This is a genomic window from Natrialba hulunbeirensis JCM 10989, from assembly GCF_000337575.1.
In the GTDB taxonomy this organism is placed as follows: domain Archaea; phylum Halobacteriota; class Halobacteria; order Halobacteriales; family Natrialbaceae; genus Natrialba; species Natrialba hulunbeirensis.
In genome coordinates this window covers 68,735-82,891 of sequence record NZ_AOIM01000033.1, presented here as the reverse complement: position 1 = coordinate 82,891, position 14,157 = coordinate 68,735, and the positions used below count along the sequence as shown (strand labels likewise).

Genomic DNA, 14,157 nt, shown 5'->3' with positions numbered 1-14,157 from the left:
GCCGCGTCCGCACCGGCAGGCACAACGCTGCTGTATGGCGCAGTCGATGATGGTGGTGTGGCTGCCTGCCGTGGTTCCAACTCACATGCCTGAGCTAATGAGCACACTGCCCAACTAGTACGGGCACCGACTCCGCTTACTGTCTGACTTCGAGCACCCGCGATTCACAGTCGTTGCACGTAATCGCGTACACCTGATAGGACCGGCAGCAGGATTCGACGGTCTCCTCGTCGAGCGAAATCTCGCCCGTACAGCTCGGACACGTCTCGACGAAGGCTCGCAGTCCGTTTGCGAGTTGACTCTGCTGTTCGATCGAAAGCTCCGGCCACTCCGGTACTCGCTCGGCGAGTACGTGTAGACTTCCCAGATCAGCCAACAGCGCCGCGTCGGACTCCCATTGGGCGGCGAGCCGTCCCTCGACGCGTGCTCGAATTGGCTGGTTCGCACCAGTTCCCTGGTCCAGGGTGACCGCCGTCTGCTCGACACCCAGTAGGGTTGCAACCTGTGTGGCTCGGTCACCGTCTCGCCGGTCATCGATTGCATCCTCCCAGGCGTCCTCGAGTTCCGCGGTCAGACAGAGGTCGTCTGCCGCTGTTGTGTCGTCTCCTTCTTCGTCAGCCTCGCCGTCCACATCTGCTCGCGAGCACGGCACGACGAGGTCGTACTCGAGTAACCACTGTTCGGGATCGATGGGCTCGGCGGCGGTGTCGGTGTGACCGGGTTCGACATCGTCGTCGGTGGACGTTGCGGGCGTCGCACCAGCACCGGTGGTCGATCCATCGTCTGCAACGAGCGTCCCCGTCCCCGGTTCGGGTTCCTTGTCGAACTTCGCCAGAAGCCAGTCGGGGAAGTACCGCTTGGTTAGCGTCGGTGTGCCGGGGACGAGGTAGCCACGCAGGGCGATTGCGACAACCGAGAGGGCGAAGACGGCGACCGCAAGGAGCGGTGAGACCACCGCGGCGGCGACGGCGAGTATGCCCGCGATGACGAGGTTGACGATCGTACAGGGGAGACACCGATTCTCACCGGTGTGCTCCGGATTGTGGACGTGTGCGAGAACCGGGACCTGCTGGAGCTTCATATTTCGACCTCAGCGTGATACGACAAAAACATTTTCCCGCCACTGGGTCGGCGTGAATAGATCGACCTGTCGTCCGATTCGCTGCGATCGGGTCTCCGCTCAGTACATCCGCAACAACTGCGCGTGATGGGTTTCGCCGACCTCGAGCACGTTCGCCTCGTCGATGAACCCCTCTTCGATCGCGAGTTCCACCGATCGGGTCCCCACGATATTGGCCACGTCCGCCCGCGCGAGACTGTCGATAACGGCGTCCTCGTCCGCCTCGTCACCGCCGTAGAATTCCTCCGTGACGGTCAGCGAGAGCTCGTCGCCTTCGAACGTCTCACCGAGTGCGTCGCTATCACAGACCGCGACGAGCAGCCCTTCCTGCGTCTGGCGTTCGTTGATGATCATGCGTCGTCTCGTCTCCGTCTGTTACTCGAGTTCCCACTCGCTGTCGCGGTCGGCTTCGCGGCCGGGGTTGGCGATGTCGCCCGCGGGATCGGTTGCACCGCCGCCCGCACCAGTCGGTTGGCCCTCCATCTCCCGTCGGTCCTCCATCATCTGCTGTTCGGCGCGCTCGCGCAGTTCGTTGGCCTCTTCGGCGATCTCCTCGGCCTCGTCGTACTCGCCGAGATCTTCGAGAATTTCGGCCTTCTCCTCGAGGATCTTGGCGTTTCGCAGTCCGAGTCGGATCGCGTTGTCGATACACTGCAGGGCTTCCTCGGAGAGGCCGCGCTCTGAGAGGAAGAAGGCGCGGTTGAACCAGCCCTCGGCGAACCGTTCGTCGATTTCGACGGCTCGCTCGGCGTGTTCGAGCGCCTGTGCGGTCTCGCCGAATTCCCAGAGGGCGTAGGCGAGGTTCGTCTCGGCCGTTGCGGCGTGTTCGCTCTCGGGGTCGATATCCAGGGCCTCTCGATGGGCACCGATCGCCTCGTCCCACTCCTCGAGTTCGGCGTGAGCGACACCTTTGTTGACCCAGGCTTCCTGCTCGAGTCGCTCGTCCTCGGCGTACTGGGCGGTTCGCTCGAAGGCGTCGGTCGCCTGCTCGTAGCGGTTGATCTGCATGTAGCTCAGGCCGACGTCGAGCAGTTCCGTGGCGTCGACGTCGTCGCTTGCGATCTGCTGGCTGTCGAGCGTGTCGGCGACGACGCGGGAGTCGACCGGGTCGACCTTCGAGGGGTCGACGTCCAGTTCCGGCGGATCGAGGTCGAACTCGTCGTAGGAGTCGCTGAATCCCTCCCCTTCGGAGAATCGGTGGTCGCGAGAGCCGTCTCCGGTTTCGTCTCCCTCTCGGTCAGTCATTGGTTGAATGTGGCGACGACGACTGTTAAGGGCTGCGACCCGGAACCCTCCGACTCGCTCGCCATCACGCTGGCACGACCACTATCGTTGAGTGACTCGCCGTCCAAGCGTTCGATATGCGTCTCTTCGTCAGCGTCGACCTGCCGGACGACCTCGCGAACGCAGTCGCCGACCTGCAAGACGAGTTCAGCGACGCCAGCGGCCTCACCTTCACCGACCCCGAGCAGGCCCACGTCACGCTGAAGTTCCTCGGTGATGTGGGCGAGCAACAGCTTTCCCAACTCGAGTCCGAACTCGAGACGGCGGTCGACGAGGCAGCCGTTTCACCCTTCACCGTCCGCTACGGGGGACTCGGCGTCTTCCCCGACCTGGAGTATATCAGCGTGCTCTGGCTCGGGACCGAAACGGGTGGCGACGAGCTGACGGCCCTGCACGAGGCCATCGAGGAGCGAACAACGGCGATGGGGTTCGAGGCGGAGTCCCACGAGTTCACGCCGCACGTCACGCTCGCGCGCATGGAACACGCGGGCGGGAAAGAGTTGGTACAGAAGCTCGTCCGCGAGCGAGCGCCGACGATTGGTGAGACCCGCGTCACAGAGGTGCGGCTGACCGAGAGCACGCTCACGGACGCGGGTCCAGAGTACTCGACGGTTGCACGGTTTTCGCTCGTGGAGTGAGCGGCGGTATCCGATCGCTCTCAACGCTTGCAAGCAGCAAGGTTTCACCAGTCCCTGGCGTCGCTTCCGTGCATGCAAACCGTCGTACACCTCCTGTCGGGAGACGAGAGCGAACAGGACACGTCACTCGCGATCGCCAGCAACCTCGTCGCTGACGAGAGCGGCCGAATCGACGACGTTGCGGTGGTCATCCAGGCGTCCGGAATCGAGGTCGCCAGAGCCGGTGGCAGAGCAGACGACGAAATCCAGGAACTACTCGACGAGGGTGTCGCGTTCAAAGCCTGCAGCAATACACTCGAGACGGTCGACTTCGACGAGGCCGATCTGATCGACGGGATTGAAACTGTCCCGGAAGGAGCCGTCGAGGTAACTCAGTTGCAGACGGACGGCTATGCGTACGTTCGTCCGTAGGTGTGATCAATCGTCGAGACTCCATCACTGGGGCCGCGGTGGTCCGGTATCGGTGTCCTACAGCCCATACTCTGCCCGTGTACCGTCGTCGTACGATGGGGCAACCTGCACATACAGCACCGTGTATGATGAGGGATGACGGGATACTGGCGTAGCCGATGGGATCTCCGTCGTCGTCGCTGTCTCGATTCGGACGGTCCACCCCGATCAGCCGCCGGGAGTTCGTCGCCGCCGTCGGTGGCGCGGGTGGTGCATCCCTGTTCGGGCCGAACGTGGACGCCAGCGAAAGCGATCCTGACCACTTTCGCGTACGCGTTTATCCCGGTCCCGTCCCGCCGACTGCCTGGCCCCGGTACGGCGCTCAAGGTATGAGCGACGACTGGCCGACCCCGTTCCGGGACGCGTTCGCAGCCGTCGAGGATGCGGTGGGGCAGATTCAGGCCTACGCGGCCGACCAGTCGCTGGTCTCGGATTCAACCGCCGTCTCAGAGTCGGAACTCACCGTGCACGTCGAGCGTGGCCCTCCCGTCCGTTTTCCGCTCCTGTCCGTCTCGCAGCCGACTGACCTCGCGTTCCCATCGCTGCCGACCGTTCTCGATGCCTTCCGAGACCAACTTCGCGATCGCGGTGCACTCGATGGGTCGACCTGCCACCTGCTGCTTTGCTGGTCGCCGTTCAACTACCGGGTTGGGTACGGTGGAACCATCTCGCCGAACGACCTGATCGGCTCTGCAGGGAGTGACACGGATGAGGATGGCCCAAACGCAGTCGACGGCGCACAGACCGTCGCCAACATCGGTGCGACGGCGGTCTGGGATTCGCGCGCAGTCAGCCGAAACATCGCGATCCACGAAGTGCTTCATACGTTCCTCTCGCCCGATATCGTCGCAGACGTTGGGGACACACGCTGTGATCACAACCTGGGAACTGCCACCAGAACCGGACCGGAGGGACGAACGCTGCGCGTGAGTCCCATGGCGACCGCCTACGCCGGCCCCGACGAGTTCGGTGGCGGGACCCGATTCCACGGCACCGGCTGCTACGATCACGACGAGTTCGCCCGCCACGACGGCTACGAGGCTGACGGCATCGAGCCGGCAATCGATCGCTTCGAGTACACGACGGAACTGAGCGAGGCGACACTCGAGGCCGCCACCCAGTACCTGACCCGCGTTCGATCTTGAACTCTGGAGCCTGTGTCCTGGACCCTGGATCTGGACCCTGAAGCCTGAACGCTGAACCCCGAGCCAGTCGAAATCGATCCAGGGGACCGGGAACCGCGACCCCCTCACACACCACGGCCCCGAGAGATGGACAAGATTTTAAGCCAGCACGGGCTACGTCCGGCTACTATGGGTAAGAAATCGAAGGGCAAGAAGAAGCGACTTGCCAAACTCGAGAACCAGAACAGCCGCGTCCCGGCCTGGGTTATGATGAAGACAGACATGGAAGTCCAGCGGAACCCGAAGCGACGCAACTGGCGGCGTAACGACACCGACGAGTAATACTAAGACCAATGAGTGCAAGTGATTTCGAAGAACGCGTTGTAACCGTCCCGCTGCGGGACGTCAAGAAGGGCGCAAACCACGAGGCCGCGGACCTCGCCATGCGACTCATCCGTGAACACCTCGCCAAGCACTTCGCCGTCGACGAGGACGCCATCCGACTCGACCCCTCGATCAACGAGGAGGTCTGGTCCCAGGGTCGAGCGAACCCGCCACGCAAACTCCGCGTCCGCGCGGCTCGTTTCGACGAAGAGGGTGAGGCCGTCGTCGAGGCCGAGGTCGCCGACTAAACTTGCAGCGACTCGCCTTCGCCGGGTCGGCCTACGTCGGCGTCTTCGCCCGTGCGACCGACTCGTGCGTGCTCGTTCGCCCGGACGTCGACGACGACATCGTCGCCGACCTGACCGACGAACTCGCGGTCCCCGCGATCCAGACGACCGTCGGCGGTTCCTCAACCGTCGGCGCCCTAGCGACAGGTAACGAAAACGGTCTCCTCGTCAGCTCCCGCGTACTCGAGTACGAGCGCGAGCGACTCGAGGAGGACGTCGACGTCCCCGTCGCGGAGTTGCCCGGCAGTATCAACGCCGCCGGAAACGTCGTCCTCGCGAACGACTACGGGGCCTACGTCCATCCGGACCTGCCTCGTGAGGCGATCCAGATCATCAAGGACACGCTCGACGTGCCGGTCGAACGCGGCGATCTCGCAGGCGTTCGCACCGTCGGCACCGCCGCAGTCGCGACGAATTCGGGCGTGCTCTGTCACCCGAAGGCGACCGACGAGGAACTCGACGTACTCGAGGACGCACTCGACGTTCGCGCGGATGTCGGGACGATCAACTACGGTGCGCCCCTGGTCGGATCGGGACTGCTGGCCAACGAGTCGGGCTACGTCGTCGGCGAGGATACGACGGGTCCGGAACTCGGCCGGATCGAGGACGCGCTCGGCTATCTGGACTAACTGCTGCGAACTGTCGGTCGGTTTTGCGGTCCGTTTTTGTGGTCGACGCTCCGTTCGCGCAGCGCTGGGATTGCGGTTGTCTCTACTGGGAACTGGTCTCCGTAGTCTCGACTACGAAGCGAGGGGCTCAGACGGCGTTTCTCTCCAGTAGACACCTCATACTGAACGGGTCGCTGGTACGAACGGTCCTCAAGACTTATGATATGGTAGCAACATGACACTCGTATGTTCGGGTCCCTGTTCGCCAGATTCAAAACTGGCCTCGCGATTGCAAAAGCCTCGTTTGGCATCCTCCGCCGCGAGAAGTGGCTGCTCGCGTTCCCTGTCATGTACGGCCTCGCCTGGGTCGTCGGACTGATCGGACTGCTCGGTGGTATCGTCGCCGCGCTGTTCGGCGTCGGCTACGGGATGGCGCTGGTCGAGCAGTTCACGACGGTCTCTGACGGCTCGGCCGAGACGGCAGTTACGGCCCTCCTCGTGGCTGCCTCCGCCGGCTTCATGTTCGTCGCCACCTCGATTGCGACGTTCTTCAGCGCGGCGCTCGTCCACGCCGTCGGCACCATGTTCGCCGACGAACCGACCAGTCTCCGTGCCGGCCTCGCCGGTGCCTGGGAATCCCGCCGGACGATCCTCGCGTGGGGTGCCGTCGGCACCGTCGTCGGGCTCATCTTCCAGGCACTCGAGAGCCAGGACGGCTGGGGGGCACGACTCGCCCGCTCGCTGGCCGGCTTCGCCTGGTTCGCGATGACGTTCTTCATCGTTCCCGTGATCGTCTTTCAGGAAGGCGGCGTTCGGAACTCGCTGCGCGAGAGCGCCAGCCTGTTTCGGGAGACGTGGGGGCAGGTCGGTGGGATCAGTCTCGGCGTCGGTATCGTGATGCTGCCGCTGATCGTTCTCACCGCACTCGCCGGCATCGGTGCGCCGATGTTCGCGCTCGCCGATCCGTGGTCGGTGCTCACGTTTACGCTCGTGCCGACGCTGCTGGTGATCGGCATCCTGCTGGCAGTCTATCAGGCTGCGACGGGAATCGCGAAGACCGCCCTCTACAAGTACGCCCGTGACGGCTCGCTGCCGCCGGAGTTCGACGGCATCGACCCCGATGCGCTCACGCGACCTCGGCGTGGCGGAAGCGGTCTGACGGGCCAGCCCTCGAATCGCGAGCCGGGACAGATCTAGCCCGGAGCCGTCCGCTACACCGGGTTTCGGCGAAACGCCCGCGAAACCGCGGCAATAGCTGTGGAAGGGAAGATTCTTCCGACTGCCTGCCGGAGTGAAAGCCATGAGTCAACAACAGCTCCAGCAGCTTTCCCAGGAAATTCAGGAGATTCAGGAACAGATCACCGCACTCGAAGGCGAAGTCGAGGACATTCGTACCGAGCAGGGCGAGGTTGACGAGGCCATCGACGCCCTCGAGACGCTCGAAACTGGTTCGACAGTGCAGGTCCCACTCGGCGGCGGTGCGTACCTGCGCGCGACGATCGAGGACATCGACGAGGCAATCGTCGAACTCGGTTCCGACTACGCTGCGGAGTTCGACCAGGACGACGCCGTCGGCGCACTCGAGCGCAAGAAGGAAACGCTCGACGACCGCATCGACGACCTCGAAGACGAGATTGACGAGTTCGAATCCGAAAGTGACGAACTCGAGTCCCAGGCCCAGCAGCTCCAGCAGCAGGCGATGCAACAGCAGATGCAGCAGATGGGCGGCCAGCCGGGCCAGGAACCGGACGAGTAAGGTAGCTGGGACGGACGGTCAGTTAGACCGGTCTCGCTCCCGCTCAACACTCCGCAGGTACCAGTCAGCAACCAGCAATTAGAAGGTAGCAGCCACTAGTAATTCCCTACAGCCACCGTTACAATGTTCGATAATCTGAAGAAGAAACTCGGAAGCTTCCGGAAGGATGCCGAGGAAGCTGCCGAAGAGAACGTCGAGGAGGTCGACGACCCCGACCCCGGCCCCGACGCGGACGCGGACGAGGACGAGGACGTTGCCGAGAGCGATGTCGAGGCTGACGCCGCTGCGGCTGCGGCAGCCGATGCAGCCGAGACGGCTGACGCGGTCGACCCCGAGCCAGCCGCGGATGTCGGTGTAGATGCGGATGCGGATACCGACGCCGACGCCGACACCGACACCGACGTCGATACTCGCACCGCCGACCCGACCGACCAAACCGACCAGCCAGCCACGGACACATCTCCGTCCACCGAGTCGGACGCAACCACGAGCGACGCCGCACTCGAGTCCCCGGTCGAGACGAGCGCCGAGACCGAGACTGTGCCCGAATCCGAGCCCGAGTCGGCGGGTGAGGTGGATGCTGATCCCGACGTGGCCGACGGCAGCGAAACTGCCGAGGCCGACGACGAGGCTGGCGATGCCGACACAGACAACAACGGCAGCACCGGCTTCGGCCGGAAGGCCAAATCCTTCGTCAAGGGGAAGTTCGTCATCGAGGAGGAAGACCTCGAAGGGCCACTCCACGAACTCGAGATGGCATTGCTCTCGAGTGACGTCGAGATGGGCGTCGCCGAGGAAATCCTCGACAACATCCGCGACGAACTGATCGGCGAGACGCGGACGTTCACGACCTCGACGGGTGCGGTCGTCGAGGAGGCGCTCCGGGATGCGATCTACGACGTGATCAGCGTCGGCCAGTTCGACTTCGACGAGCGCATCGCGGTCGAGGACAAGCCGGTGACGATCATCTTCACCGGCGTCAACGGCGTCGGGAAGACCACTTCGATCGCAAAGCTCAGCCGCTACTTCGAGGAGCGGGGCTACTCCACCGTGATGGCCAACGGCGACACCTACCGCGCCGGGGCCAACGAGCAGATCCAGGAGCACGCCAACGCGCTCGACACGAAAATAATCACCCACGAGCAGGGCGGCGACCCCGCTGCGGTGCTGTACGACGCCGTCGAGTATGCCGAGGCAAACGATGTCGACGTCGTCCTCGGCGATACGGCGGGTCGGCTCCACACCGACGAGGGGCTGATGGATCAACTCGAGAAGATCGACCGCGTCGTCGACCCGGACATGACGCTGTTCGTCGACGAGGCGGTGGCCGGCCAGGACGCGGTCAACCGCGCCCGCGAGTTCAACAACGCGGCCGAAATCGACGGTGCGATCCTGACGAAAGCCGACGCCGACTCGAACGGTGGGGCGGCGATTTCGGTTGCCCACGTCACCGGTCGCCCGATTCTCTTCCTCGGTGTCGGCCAGGGCTACGACCACATCGAGCGCTTCGATCCAGAGGAGATGGTCGACCGACTGCTCGAGGAGGAGTAGTCGCTCGCCGCTGGCATCGAATCAGTCGCCTTTCCTCATCCGACGTTCTCTGCGCTCCGTAGCAGTTAGAGACGAAACAGCTATTGGTGGCCTGACTGACGTGCGTGTATGTGCCCTCCCCGCTCTCGTCGGTCGATTCTCGTGTCTGCCGCCTCCCTCTCCGCTCTCACAGCGGGTTGTTCGACGGACTGGTTCAGCGGTCCAGAGACGGCTGCATCGAACGGTGAATCCACACTTCCAGGAACCGACGTTGACTGTACTGCTGTTTCTCGGCCGACTGCGTTTCCACCCACGTCGGCCGACGAAGACACATCCGGGGTCGAGTTCGAACTACTCGAGTACCCGCCCGACCCAGCCAAGCGTTCACAGAGTGCGCTGGCGTACGTGAGTGCACTCGAGCGGGCGTATCGCCAGCGGGAGTTTCTCGCGGGGCACGGTGACCAGGCGCGCGACTTCGAGTTGTCGATCGGACAGCACCGGCTGTCGGCAGTAGCCGACGAGGATCGGGACCACGACTCCGAGGACAACCGCGACCAGGATGGTGTACTGGTCTCGCTGGTGTACGATCTGGTGACGGAGACGGTGCACACGGAGCACGCCGAGTGGGACGTTCGAGTGACCTACTTCCTCAACGACCGGGTCGCGTTGCGTGCGCAGTACGACGGGATTGGAACGGAGCCGTCGTTCGACCCCGACCCGCGAGCGGACGGGGAACTGGTCGCCTGCTCGGCGGACTCGTAACCGGGGCGGCGAACTTATACGGACCCGCCAGAAAGCAGTGGCTGACACGACACATGGACCCACACATTCGAGTTGCCACAACGGCCGATGCGGCCGCAGTTCGCGACATCTACGCCCCCTTCTGTTCGTCCTCTGCGGTCACGTTCGAGGAGACACCACCGACCGCGGACGAGATGGCAGACCGTATCGAGTCGACACTCGAGCAGTACCCCTGGCTCGTCGCCGAGAGTGAAGACGGAACGGTACTCGGCTACGCCTACGCGGGTCCGCTACGAAAGCGCCAGGCCTACCAGTGGGTCGTCGAACTCTCCGTCTACGTCGCGGCGGACGCACGCCAGTCAGGTGTCGGGCGGACGCTCTACACGTCGCTGCTCGCGGTGCTCGAGGCACAGGGTTTCTATGAGGCCTATGCGGTGACGACGCTGCCGAACCCGGCGACGGTGGCGTTTCACGAGTCGTTCGGCTTCGAACGGATAGTCGACTTCCCTGCCATGGGGTATACGCAAGACGAGTGGCACGACGTCTGCTGGTGGCGCTACCAGCTTTCGGCGAAAGAGACAGAGCCCGAGCCGCCGACGCCGTTTCCCGAGTTCCGCACAACAGCCGGATCGCCGGACGAGGATGCCAACGAGGTAACGGGAAAGAAAGAGGATACGGAAGAGACGGTACTCGAGTCGCTTCTCGATTCGGTCGTCCAGGAGCCGTCGCTGTAGCCGGTAGGATGTGGCGATGGGATTCGGTGTGGGATGGTGTCTGGCGTCTGGTGTTTGGCATTTGACCGAAGTCACTTAGTGACCACCGCGCGCCCGTGTTCGTATGGCACCGGTACCCTCGAACTGGCAGACCTACCTCGTCACTCAGGAGTCCGTCTCGGCGGGACGCTCGACGCTCGAGATCGTCGAGGCGGCGATTGCGGGTGGAGTCGACGTCATCCAGCTCCGCGAGAAGGACACCGACACCCGGTTTCGGTACGAACTCGGTCGGGAACTGCGCGAGTTGACGGCCGAAGCGGATGTGGATCTGATCGTCAACGACCGGGTCGATATCGCACAGGCGATCGACGCCGACGGCGTGCACGTCGGCCAGTCGGACCTCCCCGTCTCGGTCGCTCGCGACCTGCTCGGACCGGACGCGATCGTCGGCTGTTCGACGGCGACGGTCGCAGAGGCCGAGCAGGCCGAAGCTGACGGTGCGGACTACGTCGGCGTCGGGACGATTTACGGCACGACCTCGAAGGACGTCGCGAAACACAAAGACGGCGTCGGTCCGGAGCGTGTCGCTGCTATCACTGATACAGTTTCGATTCCGGCGGTTGGAATTGGCGGAATCACGACCGACAACTCCGGGCCGGTCGTCGAGGCGGGCGCAGTCGGCGTCGCAGTCATCTCTGCGATCACCGCCGCCGACGACCCAGCGGCTGCGACCGCCGCGCTCGCCTCGACCGTCGAAACGGCAAAGCACGTCGAGCACGGAGGGACCACCGAATGAGTGACACTGACTCACCCGACGTTACCGGCGACGAACTGGCGGACTCGCTGCGAGCCATCGCGGAGGCTCCGCCACTCGTTCAGGCACTGACCAACGAGGTGACGATGAACGACGTGGCGAACCTCATCCTCCACTGGGACGCGCTCCCGGTGATGGCCGATTCGCCCGGCGACGCCGGCGAGATGGCCCAGGGTGCAGACGCCGTGCTGTTCAACACGGGCCAGGTTCCGGAGCCGAAAGTCGAAGCGATGCGCGAGGCCGCACAAACGGCAGCCGACCGGGACATTCCGGTCGTGCTCGACCCTGTCGGCGTCGGTTCCACGCCGACACGGAAGTCCGTCGCACAGACGCTGCTCGACGAAGTCTCGTTCACCGTCATCAAGGGCAACTACGGCGAGATCAGCGCGCTCGCGGGCGTCGAAGCCGACGTGAAAGGCGTCGAGTCCGTCGGCGACTACGACGATATCGAGGAGACCGCCCGCTCGCTCGCCGACTCAACCGGTTCGATCGTCGTCGCCAGCGGCGTCGAGGACATCGTCGCCGATGCAGACAGCGCCTACCGACTCACTGCGGGCCACGAGATGCTCGGCGAGGTCGTCGGCACTGGCTGCATGCTCGGTGCGACCCTCGCCGCGTTCAACGGTGCACTCGAGGACGCCCACGCCGCGGCGCTTCACGGGACACTCGCGTTCGGCGTTGCGGGCGAGCGCGCGGCCGAGATGGAGTACCAGGGACCGGCGAGCTACCGGACGAACTTCCACGATACGGTCGCCGGATTCGACGAGGCGATCGAGACGGCATCGCTCGACCTTGCTGATCGTGTCAAGCGGGTTGTCTGAGCCTGCAGCGGACGTCAGCAGACGGGCTTCGGGTTCGCGCCCAGCGCTTCCAGGTTTTGGACGTACGCCGCGTAGACAGTCTCGATTGCACCCGTTGCCGCCTCGATCGCTCGCTCTCGGTCGGCGTCGCTCGAACAGTACTCGGCGACGAGCGCCTCTGCGCGCTCGAGTTGGGTGTCCAGGTCGTCGCCGAATTCCCGGAAGACGGCCGCCGTCTGCGGGTCCGCGTCGCCGACGAAGTAGCCGACGACCTGTTCCTTCGAGCGCTTGCTCGCCAGGATGCGACCGAGGAATCCGCCGACGCGCTCGGGGGTGGACTCGAGTGCTCGGAGGTAGTCGTGGAGGGCGGGCGTTGCGGTTTGGTCGTAGGATTCGACAGCGAACTCGCTGTCGCCGCAACTCTCTTGCATTTCGAGCACGGTTTCGAGGTGCTCGCGTTCTTCCGCGGCGGTCGTCTCGAAGGTCTCACGTGCGTTGCCAGACTCGTCGGCCGCCCAGGCGTTGAACGTCCGCCAGGCGGCGTACTCGGCGTCCGCCGTGGCCTCGAGGACTGGTTCGGTCTCGATCTCGCCACCCGTGTCGGCGTAGAGGGACTTCGAGGACCCGAGTCGCGAGAGTTCTGTCTGTGCGTTCTCGCGGACCGTCTCGAGGACGGCCTTGGCGGTGGGCGGGTTGTCGGCGTCGGTATCGGTGTCGGCGTCGGTATCAGGGTCGTCGGTCATCAGTTCAGGGCTGCATGATGGATTGTCGTCGTTGTCTCGTCCCGTTCAGTCCGCTCAGCTTCCATCGCCGGTCTCGACCGGCGCGTTGACCAGGTTGCCCCACTCGGTCCAGGAGCCGTCGTAGTTGACTGCGTCCTCGTAGCCGAGCAGTTCGTGTAGCGCGAACCATGCGACGGACGAGCGCTCGCCGATACGGCAGTAGGCGACCGTCGTTTCACCGCCCGTGATGCCCTCCTCAGCGTAGAGGGACTCGAGTTCCTCGCGGCTCTTGAACGTGCCGTCGTCGGTGGTGACGGCCGCCCAGGAGATGTTCTTCGCACCTGGGATGTGGCCGCCGCGCTGGGCCGTTTCCTGCAGGCCTGGTGGGGCGAGAATCTCGCCGCTGAACTCTTCGGGAGAGCGAACGTCGACGAGCGGGACGCCGCGTTCGATCGCCTTCTCGACGTCCTCGCGGTAGGCACGAATGTTCTCGCGCGGGCCGGCGGCGTCGTACTCGACGGCCGAGAAGTCTGGCTCCTCGTCGGTCGTCGGGTAGTCGTTCTCGAGCCAGTACTCGCGGCCGCCGTCTAACAGGTAGACCTCGTCGTGGCCGTAGTACTTCAGCTGCCAGTAGGTGTAGGCGGCGAACCAGTTCGCGTTGTCGCCGTAGAGGACGATGGTCGAGCCCTCGTTGATCCCGTGGGTGCCGAGGAGGTCCTCGAGATCCTCCTGCTCGAGCACGTCGCGGCGGGTCTGGTCCTGTAGTTGCGTCTCCCAGTTGAATCCGACCGCGCCGGGGGCGTGCTTCTCGTCGTAGGCCTCCGTGTCTACGTCGACTTCGACCAGTCGGTGTGTGGGGTCGTCGCTTTCGAACTCGTCGAGCCGATCGGCGACCCAGTCGGCCGTGACCAATACGTCGTTGGCGTACTCGGTTGCTGCCATACCTATTCCCTGGTTCTCCGGGGTCATAGGGCCTCTCGAACCGGACAATGGAGTCGGCGATCTGTCCTGGAGGTGAGTGTTACCGCTATCGCGGACGCCCGGAATCGGCTCACATTTCCTCCCCTTGCAGGGTGTCTGCCCCCCGATACTCGGCGGGTCGGCTGACTCACGACTGTCACCATGTTCGGTCACGAACCGGAACCGATTGCCACCATATCGGTACCGCGGGGAGACGTGCCGGTAC

18 protein-coding genes are annotated in these 14,157 nt (G+C 64.2%); 13 read left to right on the top strand and 5 right to left on the bottom strand.

The window, feature by feature from the left end:
* Window positions 1-136: 136 nt before the first annotated feature.
* The 3 genes from C483_RS10325 to C483_RS10315 all read right to left on the bottom strand — a co-directional run bounded on the left by C483_RS10325 (window position 137) and on the right by C483_RS10315 (window position 2,365).
* On the bottom strand, window positions 137-1,081 hold the full coding sequence (locus C483_RS10325) for a hypothetical protein (protein ID WP_006653301.1): 945 nt from the start codon (window positions 1,079-1,081) through the stop codon (window positions 137-139).
* Between the two features lie 99 nt (window positions 1,082-1,180).
* Complete coding sequence (locus C483_RS10320; RefSeq protein WP_006653300.1) at window positions 1,181-1,474, bottom strand: DUF424 domain-containing protein; 294 nt, start codon at window positions 1,472-1,474, stop codon at window positions 1,181-1,183.
* A 21-nt stretch (window positions 1,475-1,495) separates the two neighbouring features.
* Window positions 1,496-2,365 (bottom strand): tetratricopeptide repeat protein, encoded by an 870-nt coding sequence (locus tag C483_RS10315; RefSeq protein ID WP_006653299.1) that lies wholly within the window; start codon window positions 2,363-2,365, stop codon window positions 1,496-1,498.
* A gap of 116 nt (window positions 2,366-2,481) precedes the next feature.
* On the opposite strand from C483_RS10315, the gene thpR reads away from it, so the two are divergent.
* The 13 genes from thpR to thiM all read left to right on the top strand — a co-directional run bounded on the left by thpR (window position 2,482) and on the right by thiM (window position 12,270).
* Window positions 2,482-3,042 (top strand): RNA 2',3'-cyclic phosphodiesterase, encoded by a 561-nt coding sequence (gene thpR / locus C483_RS10310; RefSeq protein WP_006653298.1) that lies wholly within the window; start codon window positions 2,482-2,484, stop codon window positions 3,040-3,042.
* A gap of 72 nt (window positions 3,043-3,114) precedes the next feature.
* Complete coding sequence (locus tag C483_RS10305; protein WP_006653297.1) at window positions 3,115-3,453, top strand: DsrE family protein; 339 nt, start codon at window positions 3,115-3,117, stop codon at window positions 3,451-3,453.
* Between the two features lie 158 nt (window positions 3,454-3,611).
* Window positions 3,612-4,637: a hypothetical protein gene (locus C483_RS10300; protein WP_049912556.1), complete on the top strand. Its 1,026-nt coding sequence runs from the start codon at window positions 3,612-3,614 to the stop codon at window positions 4,635-4,637.
* Between the two features lie 168 nt (window positions 4,638-4,805).
* The gene (locus C483_RS10295) at window positions 4,806-4,958 is read left to right on the top strand and encodes a 50S ribosomal protein L39e (protein ID WP_004267621.1); all 153 of its coding nucleotides are present in this window, start codon (window positions 4,806-4,808) and stop codon (window positions 4,956-4,958) included.
* An 11-nt stretch (window positions 4,959-4,969) separates the two neighbouring features.
* Window positions 4,970-5,248: a 50S ribosomal protein L31e gene (locus C483_RS10290; RefSeq protein ID WP_006166310.1), complete on the top strand. Its 279-nt coding sequence runs from the start codon at window positions 4,970-4,972 to the stop codon at window positions 5,246-5,248.
* A gap of 2 nt (window positions 5,249-5,250) precedes the next feature.
* Window positions 5,251-5,916: a translation initiation factor IF-6 gene (locus tag C483_RS10285; protein ID WP_006653295.1), complete on the top strand. Its 666-nt coding sequence runs from the start codon at window positions 5,251-5,253 to the stop codon at window positions 5,914-5,916.
* Window positions 5,917-6,141: 225 nt separating this feature from the next.
* Window positions 6,142-7,092 (top strand): DUF6159 family protein, encoded by a 951-nt coding sequence (locus C483_RS10280; protein WP_006653294.1) that lies wholly within the window; start codon window positions 6,142-6,144, stop codon window positions 7,090-7,092.
* 103 nt (window positions 7,093-7,195) lie between these two features.
* Window positions 7,196-7,651, top strand: a complete 456-nt coding sequence (gene pfdA, locus C483_RS10275) for a prefoldin subunit alpha (protein WP_006653293.1) — start codon at window positions 7,196-7,198, stop codon at window positions 7,649-7,651.
* A gap of 123 nt (window positions 7,652-7,774) precedes the next feature.
* Entirely contained in the window at window positions 7,775-9,202 is a 1,428-nt protein-coding gene (gene ftsY / locus C483_RS10270) for a signal recognition particle-docking protein FtsY (RefSeq protein ID WP_006653292.1), read from the top strand.
* Between the two features lie 108 nt (window positions 9,203-9,310).
* Window positions 9,311-9,943: a hypothetical protein gene (locus tag C483_RS10265; protein ID WP_049912550.1), complete on the top strand. Its 633-nt coding sequence runs from the start codon at window positions 9,311-9,313 to the stop codon at window positions 9,941-9,943.
* Window positions 9,944-9,996: 53 nt separating this feature from the next.
* The gene (locus C483_RS10260) at window positions 9,997-10,656 is read left to right on the top strand and encodes a GNAT family N-acetyltransferase (protein WP_006653290.1); all 660 of its coding nucleotides are present in this window, start codon (window positions 9,997-9,999) and stop codon (window positions 10,654-10,656) included.
* Between the two features lie 103 nt (window positions 10,657-10,759).
* The gene (gene thiE / locus C483_RS10255) at window positions 10,760-11,431 is read left to right on the top strand and encodes a thiamine phosphate synthase (RefSeq protein ID WP_006653289.1); all 672 of its coding nucleotides are present in this window, start codon (window positions 10,760-10,762) and stop codon (window positions 11,429-11,431) included.
* Window positions 11,428-12,270 carry a hydroxyethylthiazole kinase gene (gene thiM, locus C483_RS10250; protein WP_006653288.1) on the top strand — a complete coding sequence of 281 codons (843 nt, stop codon included), beginning with the start codon at window positions 11,428-11,430 and terminating at the stop codon, window positions 12,268-12,270. Before thiE ends, thiM begins: the two co-directional genes overlap by 4 nt.
* A gap of 14 nt (window positions 12,271-12,284) precedes the next feature.
* Here thiM and C483_RS10245 read toward each other — a convergent pair whose 3' ends face one another.
* Both C483_RS10245 and C483_RS10240 read right to left on the bottom strand, forming a co-directional pair.
* Window positions 12,285-12,992: a hypothetical protein gene (locus tag C483_RS10245; protein ID WP_006653287.1), complete on the bottom strand. Its 708-nt coding sequence runs from the start codon at window positions 12,990-12,992 to the stop codon at window positions 12,285-12,287.
* 54 nt (window positions 12,993-13,046) lie between these two features.
* Window positions 13,047-13,913: a sulfurtransferase gene (locus tag C483_RS10240; protein ID WP_006653286.1), complete on the bottom strand. Its 867-nt coding sequence runs from the start codon at window positions 13,911-13,913 to the stop codon at window positions 13,047-13,049.
* Window positions 13,914-14,157: the final 244 nt, after the last annotated feature.